Genomic DNA, 18027 nt, shown 5'->3' with positions numbered 1-18027 from the left:
TTTTGAGAATTAAAGGTTCAACGACATAACTCTGTCCTCTCCAACTACGTGGAGAGGAATCTATCAGGCTTCAAAACTCATTTCTTCTTTTTCGTTTACAGGTTTGCGAAATACAATCTTGTTATCAATGGCATCAATCACAATGTGTGAATCGGGTTGCACCCTGTCTTCCAGCATTGCTATGGAAAGCTCATCCAGGATCTTACGCTGAATGACACGCTTCAACGGACGGGCGCCAAACTGTGCATCAAATCCTTCCGTCTGCAAATAGTCCAGACAATCGTCTGTAACCTGGAAGGTGATGTTTTGCTTGGCTAGTACCTTAAGCAGACCATCCAATTGAATACGAATAATGCCTTCCAGGTCTTTTTTGGAAAGCGGCCGGAACATGATGGTCTCATCGATCCGGTTGAGAAACTCAGGCCGGATGCTAACTTTTAGCAGATCAAACACCTGATTCTTTGTTTTTTCGATGACCTCTTCAGCATTTTTCTCAGTCATTTCAGCAAAGTTGTCCCGAATGATATCCGAGCCCATATTGGAAGTCATGATGATAATGGTGTTTTTGAAATTGGCTACCCGACCTTTGTTATCAGTTAGCCGGCCATCTTCCAAAACCTGGAGTAGGATATTGAAGGTGTCAGGATGAGCCTTTTCAATTTCATCTAACAACACCACAGAGTAGGGTTTTCGTCTTACTGCCTCGGTGAGTTGTCCACCTTCATCATAGCCCACATAGCCCGGAGGCGCTCCCACCAAACGAGATACGGCATGTCGCTCCTGGTACTCACTCATATCGATGCGGGTCATCAGCTTTTCATCATCAAAGAGGTACTCTGCCAATGCTTTGGCCAGCTCTGTTTTACCCACCCCGGTAGTACCCAGAAATAAGAAGGATCCAATCGGTCGATTTTCATCTGACAGTCCGGTTCGACTTCTGCGGATTGCAGAAGCTACCGCATGGATGGCTTCTTCCTGACCTACCACTCGTTTGTGTAGCTCTTCTTCAATGTGAAGCAGCTTTTCCTTTTCGCTCTGCAGCATCTTGCTCACAGGTATGCCAGTCCATCTGGAAATTACCTCAGCGATATCTTCGGCTGTAATCTCCTCGCGCACTAGTCGTTTTCCTTTCGTTTCGTACGCTTGCAGCTTGGCAACCGCTTTTTTCAGCTCTTCTTCCTTCTTAGGCAGCTCACCATAACGGATCTCTGCCACTTTGCCAAAATCGCCTTCACGTTCTGCTTTCTCAGCCTGGTACTTTAGATCCTCGATGCTTTGTTTGATGTTCTGGATATTGACCACCACAGCTTTCTCATCTTCCCACAGCGCCATTAATTGCTTCCGCTCTTCTTCCAGATCGGCCAGTTGTTTTGCGATGTGCTTCAACCGCTCTTTGTCTTTTTCTCGCTTGAAGGCCTCTCGTTCGATCTCTAATTGCTGGATTTTTCTATCCAGCACATCAATCTCTTCCGGTTTGGAGTTCATCTCCAACCGTAAGTGAGCTGCAGCTTCATCAATGAGGTCGATGGCTTTATCTGGCAAATAGCGATCAGAGATGTAGCGTATGGATAGCTGTGCGGCAGCCACAATCGCCTCGTCTTTGATACGGATCTTGTGGTAGTTTTCGTACCGTTCTTTGATCCCCCGAAGGATCGAAATGGCATCTTCTTCAGAAGGTTCATCCACGAACACTTTCTGGAAGCGTCTCTCCAAGGCCTTATCTTTCTCAAAGTACTTTTGAAACTCATTGAGGGTAGTGGCTCCCACGGCTCGCAGTTCACCACGGGCTAATGCAGGTTTTAGTATGTTGGCGGCATCCATAGCGCCTTCTCCACCACCACCGGCACCCACAAGTGTATGGATCTCGTCAATGAAGAGAATGATGCGTCCATCTGATTCGGTTACCTCTTTCACCACTGCTTTGAGTCGCTCTTCAAATTCGCCCTTGTATTTAGCCCCGGCTATGAGCGCTCCCATATCAAGCGAATAGATTTCTTTAGAAAGCAGGTCGTCCGGCACATCACCGTTTACAATACGGAAAGCAATACCTTCTGCAATAGCGGTTTTACCAACACCGGGTTCACCCACCAGTATCGGGTTGTTTTTACTTCTTCTAGCAAGAATTTGTAATACTCTTCTGATTTCTTCGTCCCTTCCAATTACAGGGTCAAGCTTGCCACTTTGTGCCCTTTCATTGAGGTTGATGGCATACTTGGAAAGGGAGTTGTAGGTGTCTTCAGCACTGTGGCTGGTCACCCGGCCACCTTTGCGCAGCTCTGTGATAGCAGCGGCCAGGTCTTTTTCATTCAGGCCACTGTCTTTGAGCAGGCTGGAAACCGGGTCATTGACCTTCATCAAACCCATAATGAGGTGCTCCAGTGAGACGTACTCGTCTTTCATGTGTTTGGCAGCACCTTGCGCTTTGGACAGGGCTTCATTGGCTGTGCGGCTCAGGTATTGCTGCCCGCCACTCACTTTGGCATAGCCGGAAACGATGCGATCCAATGCTGCACTGACGTTTTGCTCATTGATCGCCTGTTTCTTAAAGATGAAAGGAAGAACGTTTTCATCTACCTCCATGATGCCTTGTAGGAGGTGGCCACACTCTATGGCCTGATGCTCTTTTTCCATGGCGAGCTGCTGTGCCCGTTGAATCGCTTCCTGTGATTTTATGGTAAATTTATCCAGTTGCATATCTATATCAGTTTTTAGGTTTTACACTTCTATCCAAAATTCTTCCTGCCATCCACGATTTCTCTTACGCAGGCTTCTGTACCGGAAGGCCAGAATGACCATCAGCAATCCGTTGAACAGAAGAAATCCTGCTACGAGATAGGCTAATAATTCCGGGTACAACATGATCAGCACTGCAAGGAGGATGAAATTGATCCCCATGAGCAGGTACATCCACCAGGGGGTACTGAAAAAGCTGGTCAAACGGTCGTAATATGCGGTTGTTTTAAACATGGTCTTTATGCGTTTTGGTTGATCAAATCAATTAACTGTTGTTTGGTTGCCACTCCGGATTGTCTCCATAGGGGCTGCCCTTTTTTAAACAAGATCAAGGTAGGCACACCACGTACCTGGTACTGCTGTGCAATGGGCTGGTTTTTGTCCACATCTATTTTGATGATGCGTGCCTTTCCTCCAATTTCAGAGGATACCTCTTTCAGTATGGGGGCTTGCATTTTGCAGGGGCCACACCAGTCAGCATAGAAGTCTACCAACACAGGCTGATCTCCATTGATGATATTGTTAAAGTTTCCTTTCATCTGTTTATAATTTGATTTTTAGCGGCCAGATGGAATGCCCTTTATAATCATTCCCCTGTGTGAGAAGCCATTCTCGTGGGCATTTCATGATGCATTCAATTTGTTGATTATTTCCTCCACTTCGGGTAGGGCATAAATACCATAGCCGTTCACAAGAATCCCTTTTTGATTATTTATACCCGAAGAGATGGCATATACGATAGTTTCATCTTCCGGGTCAGTTAAACCTTCATACCGAAAAATTTCATCCACCTTGAAAAGCTGTGGAGTTTTTTCGAGCTTCTTCAAGTTAGGCGACTTGTTGTAGTCAATATGGTACCCCTTATCCTGGAGTTTTTTAATGATTTCCAATACGGTATCCATCGTCATGCAGGTTGTTTCTTTTCACCCAATATTTTTTTGATCTCTTCATGACTGATCACCTCCTGATCGAGCAGGATATGCGCCATCTTCTCCAGCAGGTCCTGTTTCTCCGCAAGCAGTTTTTTAGCCTCTTCATAGCATTGATTGATGATCTGACTTACTTCTTCATCGATTTGCCTTTCTACGTATTCAGACCTGCGCTCCAGACCCGCTGATTGCCCTAAAAACCCTGGATTGGATTTGTTGACCAGGGAGATATTGGGCAGTTTTTCGCTCATGCCATACACCACGATCATGTTTCGTGCTAGCTGTGCCACCCGCTCCAGGTCATTGGATGCTCCAGTGGACACTTCCCCGAAGATCAACTCCTCTGCAGCACGACCTCCAAGTAGCCCTTTGATCTTGCCGAGCAATTCCGACTTAGACATCAGGTAGCGATCTTCCAGCGGCATCTGCAGGGTGTAGCCAAGAGCACCGATACCACGGGGTACGATGCTCACCTTTTGCACTTCATCTGCTCCGGGAGTGAAATACCCTACAATGGCATGGCCACTTTCATGATAGGCCACAATCTTGCGTTCATTCTCGTTGATGAGTTTATTTTTCTTTTCCAGTCCGGCTATCACCCGCTCGATGGCTGCCTCAAAATCGCCCATAGTCACCTCTTCCCGATTGTTTCTCACCGCCAGGATGGCCGCCTCGTTGCATACATTGGCAATCTCTGCACCGGCAAATCCTGGAGTCTGGGCAGCCAGTCGTTTCAAATCGGTTTTTGCGCTGAGCTTCAGCTTGCGGGTATGTACTTTGAATATTTGTTCACGGCCTTTCATGTCGGGCTTATCCACCAGTACCTGCCGATCAAAACGACCGGGACGGAGCAATGCCGGATCCAGTACATCCGGTCGGTTAGTAGCTGCCATGATGATCACCCCTGAGTTAGCGTCAAACCCGTCCATCTCCACTAATAGCTGGTTGAGGGTGTTTTCCCGCTCATCATAGCCGCCCCCATAGGCTGCATTTTGCGCCCTGCTCTTGCCAATGGCATCTATCTCGTCAATGAAGATGATGCAGGGGGCCTGGGCCTTGGCCTGGTTGAAAAGATCCCTTACCCGAGCGGCTCCTACGCCCACAAACATCTCCACAAAGTCTGAGCCGCTCAGGCTAAAAAATGGCACCCCTGCCTCACCTGCTACTGCTTTGGCCAGTAGAGTCTTTCCGGTTCCCGGAGGACCGACCAACAAAACACCCTTAGGAAGCTTACCTCCAAGCTGCGTATATTTTTTAGGGGTTTTCAGAAACTCTACCAGTTCCTTCACTTCCTCTACGGCCTCATCTACACCGGCCACATCCGTAAACTTGACCGGGTCTTTGGGTTTCTCTGCCTGTATCTTGGCTTTGTTTCTGCCCAGATCGATCATAGGATTGCCTGGTCCCATCCTGCGGAATAAGAAGCCCCAAATCAGCATCAAAACGAGAAATGGCAATATCCAATTGAGAAAGAAGTTCCGGATGCTGTTGTTTTCAAACTGTCCTTTATAATCAACCCCCGACTGATTTAGTAAATCCAGCAATTGCTCGTCCTTCATATCAGGAATGCGGCTGACTGTAAACTGGCGCCTGACCTGCTCTTCAATGCTTGGAATACGAATGCGCCATGGGGTGCTGGGTGCATCTGTCAACTCCTGCTTGGTGGTGTCTTTTCTTTCCCTAAACTGCCCAACGATGCGGTCCTGAAAAATCACCGCTTTCTCTACTTCGCCTGACTTTAAGGTGTCCAGAAAAACTTTATATGATAATTCTCTGTTTCCAGAAGTATCCGGGAAAAAGAGTATCTGTAGCCCAAAGAAGAATGTGATCACGGCCAACCAATACGTCCAGTTATATTTTGCTCTTTTGGTCATTATGCATATGTTCCTTGAAAACTGTCTTTCAATTTTTTAATAAGTTCCTTTTGCTCACCAGTTAATTTCTCTGGCAGTTTCACGTTTAGTTTCACATACAGATCGCCATAAGACGATTTGCCGTAAACAGGCATACCTTTTCCTTTCAGCCGTATTTGTTTTCCGCTTTGCATACCTTCCGGGATCGTGATGTTTACCCTTCCGGACAGAGTCTGGATTTCCTGCTTGCCTCCTAAAAGAGCTGTAAACAAATCCACGTGTGCCTCCATGTACAGGTCATTGCCTTTGCGTTCATAGACAGGGTGTGGAGACACATGAATGGTGATGAACAAATCACCTGCCTTACCGCCTCTTCCTTTTTCACCTTTTCCTTTGGCGCGCAGTTTTAACCCTGTGTACGCCCCAGGCTTGATTTTTAGTTTGATTTTTTCACTGCCCAGATCCACAATACGCTCGGTTCCTGTATGGGCTTCCTGTAGTGAAATACTGATTTCCCCAGCCAGGTCATTTCCAGGTATGTCCGCACCAAAACCTGAGAATCCGCCCGAGCCTGAAAAACCACGTCCCTTCCGGGAACCTCCTCCGAAGAAAGATTCGAAGAAGTCTGAAAAGCCGCTACCACCTCCTCCAAAAAATTCGGAAGGGTCTCCTTCAAATTCATAATAGTATTGCCCGTCAGGACCTCCTTGTGAATACCTGGCCCGACCAGCCCCTGCAGACGGGTCATAGCCTGCATCTTTGTATTGCTTCCAGTTAGCACCTAACTGATCATACAGCTTTCTTTTCTCAGGATCACTTAATACCTCATTAGCCTCACCGATCTCCTTGAATTTTTCTTCGGCCACCTTATCTCCAGGATTTTTATCCGGATGGTATTTCACAGCCAGCTTTCTGTAAGCCTTTTTGATCTCGTCCTGAGAAGCTGTCTTGGCGACACCTAGTATTTTATAGTAATCCTTGTAGTCCATCATTATTCATCATTAGATCCCAACAACATCAATAAGTAGTACAATAAGGTGGCAAGCGAGGATAATGCTGCAATCACATAGGTAGATGCTGCCAGGTTGAGTGCTTTCACCGCTTTAGGATGTGAATAATAATCTGTGATTCCAGCCTGATTCAGCCACGCTAAAGCTCGCTTGCTGGCATCAAACTCTACGGGTAAAGTGACCAGCGCAAACAGGGTGAAAATAGCATAGCAGGCAACAATGACCAGAAGCGCTGTTTGCATTGGGAAGATATGACCCAACATAAACGATCCGAAAAACATCCCAATGAAAATAAAATTCAGGATGGTAGCGCTGATATTTTGAATAGGTACCAAGGCACTTCTGAACCCAAGCCATGCATAAGCGGTGGCATGTTGTACGGCATGTCCCACCTCATGAGCAGCCACCGCAGCAGCCGCTACATGAGCACCGTAATACACATCCTGACTTAAATTGACTGTTTTTGTCTGTGGGTTATAGTGGTCAGTCAGTGTGCCTTCAACGGAAGTGATGCGAACATCATATATGCCGTAATCTCGAAGCATTTTTTGAGCCACCTCAGCGCCACTCATACCATTTGCCGTAGGGATGGACGAATACTCCCTGAATTTGGACTTTAAGCGCCCACCGGCAATCAAACTAAGAATAAAAAAGACCCCAAAAATCAACCAAAGTACCATAATGATTAAACTTTTAAATACCCTTTATCAGCCAGTACATATATGGCAGCGCTTTGCGCCATTCTTTTTCAATAAAAAGGAACTTCACTCTGCGAACAGCCCCTTTTTAAACCTTCCTAAGCTACTTTAATGCTCTTCGCAGTTTTATTTAAGAAGCTATTCTTTTTCTAAAGTCAGAGAGCTTGGTTTTCAGCAAATCGAACAAGCCTTGAGAATCTCCATCGTCTTCGACTGACTTTTTCAGTTCTTTGATGGCTTTGTTTAATTCTCCATACTCCTCATCACGCTCTCCATAACCCAGCTCTTCGGCCAAAATCAATTGGTATTCAGCATTTTCCAGTAGCTGCAATACTTCTTTCTTTTTATCCTCATCAGAGGCATCATCGCTCTTTGCCTGGTCAACCATAGCTTGTGCTCTCAGTATAGGTAGCGGGATGCGCTCTTCTTTTACGATCAGTGTATTCAGCGCAGTATAGAGAATGTCCTTTGCACCTTCCAGATCATCTTTTTCCACTAAAGCAGCTGCTCTTTTCATCGCTGGCGGAAAAGTAGCCAATGGCATCTCTACCGTAGTTACCTGAATCTCACTGGCCAGGCTGGTCAGCTCATCCCTCAACGCCTGGAATCGGTCTTCTTTGATAGCTTTTCGGGCTGCTTTTTTGATGGTCTTGATGGTTTCCAAGTCAGCTACCAGGTCTACCGTCTTTACAGAAGCGTCTATGGGCACAAAAGCCAGACTCGGATCTCTTGCCAGAAGGATTTCAAATTTGCCTGTGGCTTTTTCCAGGGCCTCTAATGCAGCATCTGAGTTCTCATTTGCCAAAGAGTCTAGCGCTATGTACACCTGTTCCAATGCATCAACAGCTTCAACTACTAATCCATCCTTAGAAGACTCTACGGCATCAATGGCTTCCTGCTGCACCTGGTCTTGTAAAGAGTCGGCACTCATGCCCAACTCATCAGGTTTTTCCATCCGCACTTCTTCTGACTGACTTGGGTTGTCCTCTTTACTTTTGTTTTGATCGCTACAACTGACAAAGGCTGCCATTGCCAGGAGCATGAGTAAAATAGAGCTATATCGTTTCATTTTGATTTCCATTTTTTTTGAGAAAAATTACTTAATTTCTATAGCCTTTTTACTAGTTTCCTTCCCTTTCAATTTGCCTACCTTGATTTTGAGCACGCCATTTTTCATGGAGGCGTCAATCTCATCCGGGTTGGCATTTTCAGGGAGCTGAAACATACGCTGGAACGAAGCATAGCCGTATTCCCTTCGCATCCAGTTGCCTTCGTTCTCTTCTTTTTCGTATTGCTTTTCAGACGAAATGATCAGGCAGTTGTCTCGCACTTCCAGCTTTATGTCTTTTTTATCTATGCCGGGTACTGCCACTGATACTTCAAAGGTTTTTCCCTTGTCGCTGATGTTTACAGAAGGCACACTGGCAATGACTTCTGTATCACTTACCTGGTCATCTATCTTTTTACCAAAGAATTTCTCCACTATGTTGGGAAACTTTGGTTTTAAGTTTTTAGTCCATTTGAATAAATCCATCTCTTAAACTCTTTAGGTTCAACAATTCATTTAATTCAGTTCAGGAGACTAGCCGAGGCTATCTCCCGACCTTTAACTTTTTTAAGCAATCTCAATGTTTCGCGGAGGTTGTGGCTTGGCCTCTTCCTTTTTAGGGATAGAAATGCTCTAAATACCGTCTTCATACGAAGCACTGATCTTGTCTCCGGCAGCACTTTCCGGCAATGTGAACGAGCGGGTAAACGCCTGGTAGGCAAACTCACGCCTGGTATAACGGGTGCTATCCTTTTCCTTGCCATCCGCTTCTTTTTGCTCTTCTTGCTTTTCAGAAGAAATGGTCAGAAGGTTTTGGTCCAGTTGGATGTTGAAATCACCCTTTTTCAAGCCTGGTGCAGCCATTTCTACTACAAAACCATTCTCATCTTCCTTGATATTGACTTTAGGAAGTGTGGTGTTGGTAGAAGAATAATTTTGACTTCTCCAGTCTGAAAGATCAGTACCGAAGAAATCGTCAAGCAAACTGCTCATAATTGGATAATTTGTTCTGATAAACGCCATAGCTTTAAATTTTTTTAGTGAAACATTAATTCCATTCAAACATCATTATTCCGTATTTCACAAGTCTTGATTCAAATCAAGTCATCCAATTCATTTTCATTTTTTTCACATCTTTTCAATGCTCCAGATTTGACATCTGGTGCAATTTTTCTTTTTCCAGGAGTTCAATGGTTCCATCCACAGAATTAATCAATCCAGAGTCGTGAAACCTGGTAAGGTACCTGCTCAATGTTTCCGGGCTCACATTGATAATTTTTGCCATATCTTTTTTTGGTAATCTGATCAGGCTGTCATCATGTACGGGACTGTGATCAGAAGCCTGCTCCAAACCCAGTAGCAAAGTAGCGAGCCTGTGATCTATTTTTTTGGAATGCAGGTTGACAATCTGCTCCTCATCACTCCAGAGCTCTTTACATAGCATCTGAATGATCAACTTTGTAAAGTCAGCACTTTTGTGTAGGAGAGCGAGGAACTTTTCCTTAGGAATGAAATAAAGCTCGCAATATTCCAGGGCTTGGGCATAGTTAGTATACTTCATTTCCTGAAGTAAAGGGACATACCCAATTAACTCATTGTTGCCTAAAATCTTTAGAACTATTTCATTGCCAGCTTCGTCATACCGAACAATTTTCACCCAACCATACTTCATAAAGTATACTTCTTTTGGGATGTCACCTTTTCGGTAAATAAACTCTCCCTTTTTGAAAGTTTTTACTTTGAAGGTATTGGCCACCTCCGCTTCAAACCCTTCTCTCGGCTGGGTAAATAACTTGGTCGATATGTTCTTTCCTGGGTTCATTTCGTCTAACAGACAACCATGCGATACCTTAAATAACTCCTAACATCTTCTTTTAAGAGGCAGGCAGGGGGAGCGTTTGCTTAACCCCCGTCTGCCTAAATATGACACTTATAAGCCAAATGCATAATAGTAAGTGCCTGGAATATCTTCATAAACACCCTCTACCAGCACACCGCCTTTCTTATTTTCCAAGGCTTTAGCCAGCTCTTCAGTGTCTTTTATCACACGGCCATCAACCTTGGTGATGATAAATCCCTCTCGCATTTCGGTATGCTTCATTAGCTTACCGGCATAGAGCTTTTTCACTTTCACTCCACCATCTATGTCCAGTTTTCTGGCAAGATCTTTATCCACATCTTCAAATTCAGCACCGAGTATGTTGAATATCTCTTTACGGTTTTTTGCCAGAAACTTAGTTTCGCCCTCACGGTTTTTTAGCTCAACTTTCACCTCCATTTCTTTACCATTCCGGTCAATTCGCAATTTCACAATATCTCCCGGACGGTGACGAGCAATCATTTCCTGCAATTCAGGAGCAGTACTTACTTCCTCATCATCTACTGCAAGTATTACATCCCCGCTTTCAATTCCTGCTACTTTTGCGGCACCGTTTTCAGCTACACTATCAACATAAACTCCTTTGGTTACTTCCAGGTTCTTTTCCTTGGCCAGGTTGCCATCAATGCCGCGGATGGTCACTCCTAAGTACCCACGCTGTACCACCCCGTACTTGAGCAGGTCTTCTACCACCTTATTTACAATATTGGAAGGAACGGCAAATCCATAACCTGCATACGCTCCGGTAGGGCTGGCAATGGCTGTGTTAATTCCCACCAGGCCGCCTTGGAGATTTACCAGCGCACCACCACTGTTGCCAGGGTTGATCGCTGCATCGGTTTGAATGAAGGACTCAATCGCATACTGATCTCTCAGAATGTTTATGTTCCTGGATTTAGCGCTTACAATACCTGCTGTAACGGTGGAGTTCAGATTGAAAGGATTACCTACTGCGAGCACCCACTCACCTACTTTTACATCATCTGAATTTACCAGCGGCAATGAAGGAAGGCCTTTTTCTTTGATCTGTATCAGTGCCAGGTCAGTACTAGGATCTGTACCTACCACTGTGGCTTTGTAAGTGCGGTTGTCGTGAAGCGTAACTTCAATATCATCTGCATCCGCAATTACGTGGTTGTTCGTCACGATGTAACCTTCTCTGTTGATGATTACGCCCGAACCAGTGCCTACACGTACTTGTGGCTGCTGTGGCGTTTCGTAGCGATAGTATCTCTGTCCTTGATCGGGGCGACCAAAAAACTGATCAAAGAAGTCATCACCGAAAAAGTCTCTGAACGGATCTGGTAGTTGACGGTATTGCTGCTGACCTCGCGCAGTATAGTTACTGGTTTGCGTTGACTTAATGTGTACCACCGCATCCATCACTTTTTCAGATACTGCAGTAAAATCCAATGGCACAATCTCATTATTCTCATCAAGGGTGTATAAAGCACCTTTAGAAGGTGTACCGTTAATGTGTTCTATTTTTAGCGTTTTCGCACCAGGCACTACCTCTGGGGCGATCCAAATCACACCCAAAGAAACGATCAGTGCGATGATACCAGAAACGATGTGATTTTTCATTTTAATATCCTTTTTAGGTTAAACATTCATTTACAATTATGCAGCTTGTTTCCAATCCGGGTCTTGATTCAAATCAAGCTTCTTCGTCATTTTTAGTGTCTTTGAAGAAAATGGTCTTTTCACTTCTTTCCACTCTTCTAAAAGCCCCATTGCATAACTGATGGCGAAGAAGAGGGGGATACAGAGAAGCGTGACCAGGCTAAGACCCAAAGCTAACTTGTCCATATCAACCTCCTTTTTTTAAAATTTTAGCAACTCTAAAATCAGAAATTCACTGACTTAATTAGATGATGAAACTCAACGCATGGGCTGCAAAAAGTCACCACAACATGACTCCTTACAGCCCAACGTGAATTATTTAATACTGATGGTTTTAGGTGGTTGTGGCTTAGCTTCTTCCTTTTTAGGAATAGTAATGGTCAAAATACCATCTTCGTAAGCCGCTCCGATTTTCTGTCCATCAGCAGACTCTGGTAGCGTGAACGCACGCTGGAAGGAATGATAGGCAAACTCTCTGCGGGAATATCTGGATTTTTCATCCTTGTTATCCTCTTTTTTCTCAGAAGAAATAGTCAGGACATTGTTGTCCAACTGGATGTTAAAATCTCCCTTTTTCATTCCTGGTGCTGCCATCTCCACCATGAAGGCATCATCATTTTCTTTGATGTTTACCTTAGGTAATGTTGTGTCAGTTGAAGAATAATTTTGTCTTCTCCAATCACCTAGTTCGGTATTGAAAAAATCGTCAAACAGACTGCTGAATGACGGATTTGATGTTCTTACAAGTGCCATTTTTTACAGATTTAATGTTTAACATTTGCGTCTGTGGGGCTATGAACAAATGATGTTCCAGTTAAATTATTTGGAGAAAATATGTCAATATGACACTTTATAGATAAGAAATTAGTCTAAAATATGCCATTATGACATCTTTTAGATTGCATTTCACATGCCCATGCCTACTTAAGTGTTAAGTGCACCGTCTCAAACTGGAAAAGCTTATTGGAGTAATTGGTCCATTGGTGGAAGTGCCTACATTGATTTTCATGAATCTTCGCTTTAGTGCCACTACGCCTCATTGTGACGAACTGAGTTTAGATATTGCCTGTAAAAATGCAGGATATGACACATTTAGAGTTCTTTATGCTATTCGGAACAGAGCAACAATGCAAAGCGCACTGGGTGCAATTACGTAAAAAGCAAGGGGTTATTTGCAAGAAGTGTGGTTGCCAGAAACACTATTGGCTGCCTAACAAGGAGCAATTTCAGTGTACTAAATGCAGGTTTAGAACGACCTTACGAAGCGGAACCATCATGGATTCAAGTCATTTGCCCTATCGAGATTGGTATATCGCTATGTATTTGATGACCTCAAGTAAGAAAGGAATATCTGCCTTAGAACTTCAACGACAATTGGGGCGAAAACGCTATGAACCAGTTTGGTATATGATGCATAAGATCCGCGACTTGATGGCCTACCGGGAAGATCAATACAAGCTCAAAGGCGAAATTGAAGTAGATGAAAAATTCATTCGGGTGGCATCTACACTTAAGGAAGATGAAAAACTCCAGGCAGGTAAAGGCAGTCAGCGTCAAGCAATAGCCCTTATTGCTATTGAATCATCTAAAGAAAATGACAAAGGTCCTAAAGGAGGAAAAAGAATGGGTTATATAAAAGTTCAACCAATAGAAGGTCGCGGAGCAATTGTAGCAAAGCGTTCATTAGAAAAGATGACAGAATCTTTGCGGAAAATTGTAAGCGACAAAGGTCTTGAGTTCGGAACCCTCTCAACATTAGCAGAACATGAGGCAGTGCTGTCTACAAGGGAAAACAATGACGAACATTTGCCCTGGATAGGCGTAATTACAGCGAATATTAAACGGACCTTTCTTGGAATCTATCATTCAATAAAAAGAGAGAACCTTGCACGGTATTTAGCCGAATTCTGTTATAAGGTTAATCGCAGAAAATTTGGGATGAAAATCTTTGAAAGATTACTAAACATTAGCGTTCTGCCCAAGTTAGTGGTAAACTAGCGGAGATTCATGTTGATTTTATTAGTTCGGGAGGCTATTTGGCTGAGAAAGAAATATTTCTCAGTTTAAGAATAACATTGTTGAAATTGGTGTTAGTTGTACAGAAGATAATTCCTCCTAACCCCTCCCTCACCCATGTGCCTCCAGTAGTTTCATTTCGTTCGTGCCTCTCTCTTCATTCACCCACTTCCAGCACCGCACAGCAAGAGTAGCCCGTTATTCCATTCCGATACGCTGCATTCCATACCGTGCCACACTTGCTTTTCCCAACGCACCCCCCAACGCAGGTAAAGCGGTGTTCGTCAGTCGTTCCGTTTTGTTCCGCAAAAACATATCTGCAAGGGTTATAAAATGAACTCCCTTCGGTCGCCCTTGCATATACCGTTCACTTACCAGCTCGTTTGCGCTCCAGTAGGTGCTCACTCACTGCCGTTCACTTGTTTTGCTTCACACACTCTCTCCTTCCTCACTCGCAGCTATTTCATCCCCCCAAACCCCTTCTAAGGTGTTCGCTACACTCACAATATTTTTAATTGGGGGTCTGCCGCTGCTTATTGTTTTTGCTCGCCTGCGGGTCGCTGCGGGCTGATCGGGCTGTCATGTTTTTTGCTTTCCCCAATGTGCTTTCAGTCGCTTCGTTTCAGTCATTCGTTCCTCATTCCTTCAACTCAGCCACTTTCAGCACCGCTCACAAGAATAGCTCTTTCACTTCACTACACGAGCCAACGCACCGTCATTCCGCAATCTGCCTGCAATCCCCCTCCAATGGGTTTGTACTGCAATCAAAAAATACAAACCCTACCAAAACTATTGCAGGCAGTTATTGCTCCATTCCTTTCCAACAATCGTTTCGTTCCGTTCAGTCGCTACCCTTGCCTTTGCCGACCCTGATGCAAAAAAACACGCCAGCCCTGCCGTAAACGGTAGGCGTCTGCCGCCCTCATTCTTCGGGCTTTTGCAGCCACCACCCTTGCTCCGCTCGCAGGCGGCTCGCAGAAATGACTTCGCCTGGGTTTACCTGCGTTCACACACCTATCGTAATGAAGCTTATCTCTGATTGATATATTTAAGTATTTGCTTAAATATTAAACTCTTTTTCCTTTCTTTGTATTTATTTAAGTAATCTCTTAAATACGATTCTATATGACGAAATCTTGTATTAGAGTTTATGCTGATGCACAACAGATCATCCAGTGTAAACAAGACATTGAAAAAGTAGAGAATACAATAAACCAAATAGCAAGAACACTTAATCTTGCTGGTAATGAAGTACGCCTAAAGATTCTGTTTCTATTGGAAAAGGAATCCAAAATGTGTCCATGTGATCTTAGCGATATTCTGGGCATGACAGTTCCTGCTATTTCTCAGCATTTGAGAAAGCTAAAAGATGCAGGTCTGGTTGAAACAAACAAAGTAGGTCAAACAATATTCTACTCTATTTCCGAATCCAACAACCTCATTCTGAATCCAATATTTGGGCTATTAACACCAGAAAAAGAATCAGCATTATGAAAAACAAGAAATCAAGCTCATTAGCAATGACAAGCGTATTGACGGCTATTAGTGCATCGCTTTGTTGCATTACACCAGTGTTGGCACTACTTGCAGGTTCAAGTGGAGTAGCTGCAACATTTTCTTGGTTAGAACCTTTTCGCCCTTGGTTGATTGGAATAACTGTAGTCGTTTTAGCATTTGCATGGTATCAGAAATTGAGGCCAAGAACGGAGGAAGAAATTGCCTGCGTTTGTGATGAAGAAAAGCCCTCTTTTTGGCAGTCAAAGAAATTCCTTGGTATAGTGACGGTATTTGCAGCGATCATGCTTGCATTCCCTTATTACTCAGATACTTTTTACCCCAAAACCAAACTATCAGAATCAGAAAATGTCAATTTCGAATCAACCTACGAAATCAATATTGTTGGAATGACCTGTACGGGATGCGAAGAACATGTAAAACTTGAAATTGGTAAGCTTCCTGGTATTTTAGGATTAGAGGTTTCTTATGAAAAAGCAAATGCAGTGGTAACGTTTGATGAATCTAAAACAGACATTGAGCAAGTAAAATCAGCTGTTAACAAAACAGGTTACAAAGTAGAATCGGTAAACAAATCAAAATGAGTGAAGTAGTCCTTAAATCAACAATTACTTGTCCTAAATGTGGACATGAGAAAGAAGAAACCATGCCTACAGATGCGTGTCAGTATTTCTATGAGTGCGAAAATTGTAAGGAGATACTTAAACCGTTACAAGGTGATTGTTGCGTTTACTGCTCTTATGGTACAGTGGCATGCCCACCAATCCAAGAAGGTGGTAACAGTTCATGCTGTCGGTAAATCAGACAATAAATAACTCAAACATAAAGCAAAGTTACAGGCGTGCGGATGCGAGAGCTGCAAGGGTTCGCTTCGCCTGTTAGGAAAAAAAATCTCCACCCTACGGGTAGTATTTTTTTTCCACAGCCCTTGCTGCAATCGCACCGTCCTGTAGTGTGAGGGCATTATGTTTAAGTTATTATTCAGAGTCCGTTTCGGCAGCCGGTGGTTGTTGGCGGGCGTTCGCACCTCAGGTCTCCCGTTTCATGCAGGCATTCAGCGTTGTGGCATCACAGATTATACGCTGCGTGTTTTTTGGTTCGAGTTGTGCCTTTCAGAGCTTCCTTTTTAGGGGGCTCTTTTTTTTACTCGTTAAGGGAAAATTTTAAAAAGAGAAAAGCAAAGATAGGCGGGTTCGCACATGCCCATCGCACTTTCGGACAGTCAAGGTCAAGCCCTACGGGTTTTGAAAAAAATCTCCACCCTACGGGTAGTATTTTTTCCAAAAACCTTGACAGCCGAGCCTCACCCGCCTGAAAGACAGCTTTCTCTTTTCTTTTTTTCCCTTTTTTCTTTTCTCTTTTGAAAAAATATATGCGAAGCGCAGCGAGCTAAAAATTAATGGCTCACTGTATGAAATCGTTTTGTATCAAAACACATCGACTGGAAAGCAGCTACCAACAGCCGCACTTCTTTATCCTGAATAAAGGATTGAACAGCGGGAAACCGCTCAACAACGCTTGCCCGAATTGCTTTGTTTGCCTCACCGACAACCAAGAGGACAGGGAATTTCTCTTTTGGCTTTGCTTTGGATTGTGGAGGTCAAAATCATTTCACTATCTCCTGAAAGGCTCTGTAATTCCATTTGTGACTATTGATGAAAGCCGAAAGCTGATCCGGGAAAGCTCTACCAAAGCAAGCTGCAAAGCCCTGGCATTTCAAAAGGCAATTCAAGCCCTTCAACTACTCGATACCAACGAGCAAAAAATCAAAGTCACACTAAAGATGATTGATACTGCCAGACAAGCCATATTTTATGACTTGATGAAAGAAGCAGATGCAGGGTAACTTCCTGCCCTGCCAAAAAAACAGGGCGACAAAAGCAAAATAAAGCACACCACCGCAACAGCACCCAAGAGAGAACTACCGCCTAATTCTTGAAGTAATTTAGTTGGCGAAGGGCAAATCCATGGTAAGTCCGTGTCAAGTCCAAGCAAATGTTTAACTCCTTAAAAATCGTAAAGAGATGGGAAAAATTAATCAAGGTATTCTCGGTGGCGTATCAGGCCAAGTAGGGAATGTAATCGGTGGAACTTGGAAGGGCATCGATTACCTGCGCATCAAACCTTCCAGTGTAGCGAATCCAAGAACGGAAGGTCAGGTTGACCAGCGTTCGAAATTCTCAACTGTCCTAAGGTTCTTGCAGCCAATGACAGACTTCCTGAGAGTCGGTTTCAAGTTGTATGCAAACCGTATGACCCAATTCAATGCGGCTATGTCCTACAACCTGAACAATGCAGTTACTGGAGCTTATCCAAACTTCATGATTGACTATGCAAGTTCATTGGTTACTCGTGGTAACTTGACAGGTGCGGCCAACGGTGCAGCTACTTCTCCAAGTGCTGGAAACGTAGAAGCAACCTGGACAGACAACTCAGGAAGCGGAAGTGCTCAAGCAACAGACAAAGCTCTGATTGTTCTTTTGAACACTACCCGAGGGGAAGCAGTGTTCACCACTGCGGGACCAGCAAGGTCTGCCGGATCAGCGACCATTCCAGTGCCTTCTGAGTACTCAGGAGAAGACGTTGAAGTCTTCTTAGGTTTTGTATCAGAAGACGGAACTAAAGTCGCCAACAGCGTTTATTTAGGCTCTGTAACAGTTGCGTAAAGCGATTGGTGTTTTCCTTGAAAACCGCTTCCTTTGTGAAGCGGTTTTTTTATGCCC

General features: G+C 44.1%; 21 protein-coding genes. 7 read left to right on the top strand and 14 right to left on the bottom strand.

The features are described 5' to 3' along the window. Nucleotides 1-63: 63 nt before the first annotated feature. The 14 genes from clpB to B3O12_RS15355 form a co-directional block, all read right to left on the bottom strand. Nucleotides 64-2694, bottom strand: a complete 2631-nt coding sequence (clpB, locus tag B3O12_RS15420) for an ATP-dependent chaperone ClpB (protein ID WP_286756952.1) — start codon at nucleotides 2692-2694, stop codon at nucleotides 64-66. 21 nt (nucleotides 2695-2715) lie between these two features. Continuing rightward, the gene (locus B3O12_RS15415) at nucleotides 2716-2967 is read right to left on the bottom strand and encodes a hypothetical protein (protein ID WP_286756951.1); all 252 of its coding nucleotides are present in this window, start codon (nucleotides 2965-2967) and stop codon (nucleotides 2716-2718) included. 5 nt (nucleotides 2968-2972) lie between these two features. Further along, on the bottom strand, nucleotides 2973-3272 hold the full coding sequence (gene trxA / locus B3O12_RS15410; protein ID WP_286756950.1) for a thioredoxin: 300 nt from the start codon (nucleotides 3270-3272) through the stop codon (nucleotides 2973-2975). A gap of 84 nt (nucleotides 3273-3356) precedes the next feature. Continuing rightward, a complete protein-coding gene (locus B3O12_RS15405; RefSeq protein ID WP_286756949.1) occupies nucleotides 3357-3641 on the bottom strand; it encodes a phosphoribosylpyrophosphate synthetase in 285 nt (94 codons plus the stop codon). After that, nucleotides 3638-5536 carry an ATP-dependent zinc metalloprotease FtsH gene (gene ftsH / locus B3O12_RS15400; RefSeq protein WP_286756948.1) on the bottom strand — a complete coding sequence of 633 codons (1899 nt, stop codon included), beginning with the start codon at nucleotides 5534-5536 and terminating at the stop codon, nucleotides 3638-3640. Before ftsH ends, B3O12_RS15405 begins: the two co-directional genes overlap by 4 nt. Then, nucleotides 5536-6507, bottom strand: a complete 972-nt coding sequence (locus tag B3O12_RS15395) for a J domain-containing protein (RefSeq protein WP_348655425.1) — start codon at nucleotides 6505-6507, stop codon at nucleotides 5536-5538. The genes ftsH and B3O12_RS15395 overlap by 1 nt, the downstream gene beginning before the upstream one ends. Further along, a complete protein-coding gene (locus tag B3O12_RS15390; protein WP_286756946.1) occupies nucleotides 6507-7205 on the bottom strand; it encodes a zinc metallopeptidase in 699 nt (232 codons plus the stop codon). The genes B3O12_RS15395 and B3O12_RS15390 overlap by 1 nt, the downstream gene beginning before the upstream one ends. Before the next feature lie 148 nt (nucleotides 7206-7353). Continuing rightward, nucleotides 7354-8292: a YfdX family protein gene (locus tag B3O12_RS15385; protein WP_286756945.1), complete on the bottom strand. Its 939-nt coding sequence runs from the start codon at nucleotides 8290-8292 to the stop codon at nucleotides 7354-7356. A 27-nt stretch (nucleotides 8293-8319) separates the two neighbouring features. After that, nucleotides 8320-8757: an Hsp20/alpha crystallin family protein gene (locus B3O12_RS15380; protein WP_286756944.1), complete on the bottom strand. Its 438-nt coding sequence runs from the start codon at nucleotides 8755-8757 to the stop codon at nucleotides 8320-8322. Nucleotides 8758-8904: 147 nt separating this feature from the next. Then, on the bottom strand, nucleotides 8905-9264 hold the full coding sequence (locus tag B3O12_RS15375) for an Hsp20/alpha crystallin family protein (RefSeq protein WP_286756943.1): 360 nt from the start codon (nucleotides 9262-9264) through the stop codon (nucleotides 8905-8907). A gap of 145 nt (nucleotides 9265-9409) precedes the next feature. Next, entirely contained in the window at nucleotides 9410-10093 is a 684-nt protein-coding gene (locus tag B3O12_RS15370; RefSeq protein WP_286756942.1) for a Crp/Fnr family transcriptional regulator, read from the bottom strand. Between the two features lie 108 nt (nucleotides 10094-10201). Further along, the gene (locus tag B3O12_RS15365) at nucleotides 10202-11734 is read right to left on the bottom strand and encodes a Do family serine endopeptidase (RefSeq protein ID WP_286756941.1); all 1533 of its coding nucleotides are present in this window, start codon (nucleotides 11732-11734) and stop codon (nucleotides 10202-10204) included. Between the two features lie 36 nt (nucleotides 11735-11770). Next, the gene (locus B3O12_RS15360) at nucleotides 11771-11959 is read right to left on the bottom strand and encodes a hypothetical protein (protein WP_286756940.1); all 189 of its coding nucleotides are present in this window, start codon (nucleotides 11957-11959) and stop codon (nucleotides 11771-11773) included. Between the two features lie 129 nt (nucleotides 11960-12088). Beyond that, on the bottom strand, nucleotides 12089-12526 hold the full coding sequence (locus B3O12_RS15355) for an Hsp20/alpha crystallin family protein (RefSeq protein WP_286756939.1): 438 nt from the start codon (nucleotides 12524-12526) through the stop codon (nucleotides 12089-12091). A 182-nt stretch (nucleotides 12527-12708) separates the two neighbouring features. On the opposite strand from B3O12_RS15355, the gene B3O12_RS15350 reads away from it, so the two are divergent. From B3O12_RS15350 to B3O12_RS15320, 7 genes are all read left to right on the top strand, one after another. Then, a complete protein-coding gene (locus tag B3O12_RS15350; RefSeq protein ID WP_286756938.1) occupies nucleotides 12709-12930 on the top strand; it encodes a hypothetical protein in 222 nt (73 codons plus the stop codon). Nucleotides 12931-13048: 118 nt separating this feature from the next. Then, nucleotides 13049-13771 (top strand): IS1595 family transposase, encoded by a 723-nt coding sequence (locus tag B3O12_RS15345; RefSeq protein ID WP_286756937.1) that lies wholly within the window; start codon nucleotides 13049-13051, stop codon nucleotides 13769-13771. A 1143-nt stretch (nucleotides 13772-14914) separates the two neighbouring features. After that, entirely contained in the window at nucleotides 14915-15283 is a 369-nt protein-coding gene (locus B3O12_RS15340; RefSeq protein WP_053224309.1) for an ArsR/SmtB family transcription factor, read from the top strand. After that, nucleotides 15280-15888 carry a mercuric transport protein MerTP gene (merTP, locus tag B3O12_RS15335; RefSeq protein ID WP_053224310.1) on the top strand — a complete coding sequence of 203 codons (609 nt, stop codon included), beginning with the start codon at nucleotides 15280-15282 and terminating at the stop codon, nucleotides 15886-15888. Before B3O12_RS15340 ends, merTP begins: the two co-directional genes overlap by 4 nt. Next, nucleotides 15885-16103: a GDCCVxC domain-containing (seleno)protein gene (locus B3O12_RS15330; protein ID WP_100626886.1), complete on the top strand. Its 219-nt coding sequence runs from the start codon at nucleotides 15885-15887 to the stop codon at nucleotides 16101-16103. The genes merTP and B3O12_RS15330 overlap by 4 nt, the downstream gene beginning before the upstream one ends. Before the next feature lie 612 nt (nucleotides 16104-16715). Beyond that, nucleotides 16716-17150: a DUF6943 family protein gene (locus B3O12_RS15325; protein WP_071426793.1), complete on the top strand. Its 435-nt coding sequence runs from the start codon at nucleotides 16716-16718 to the stop codon at nucleotides 17148-17150. A gap of 178 nt (nucleotides 17151-17328) precedes the next feature. After that, the gene (locus B3O12_RS15320; protein ID WP_053224313.1) at nucleotides 17329-17970 is read left to right on the top strand and encodes a DUF6266 family protein; all 642 of its coding nucleotides are present in this window, start codon (nucleotides 17329-17331) and stop codon (nucleotides 17968-17970) included. Nucleotides 17971-18027: the final 57 nt, after the last annotated feature.

It is taken from the genome of Roseivirga sp. UBA838, from assembly GCF_002296035.1.
Classification (GTDB): domain Bacteria; phylum Bacteroidota; class Bacteroidia; order Cytophagales; family Cyclobacteriaceae; genus Roseivirga; species Roseivirga thermotolerans.
The sequence above is the reverse complement of the archived record's forward strand: the minus strand, read 5'-3'. Positions and strand labels throughout refer to the sequence as shown.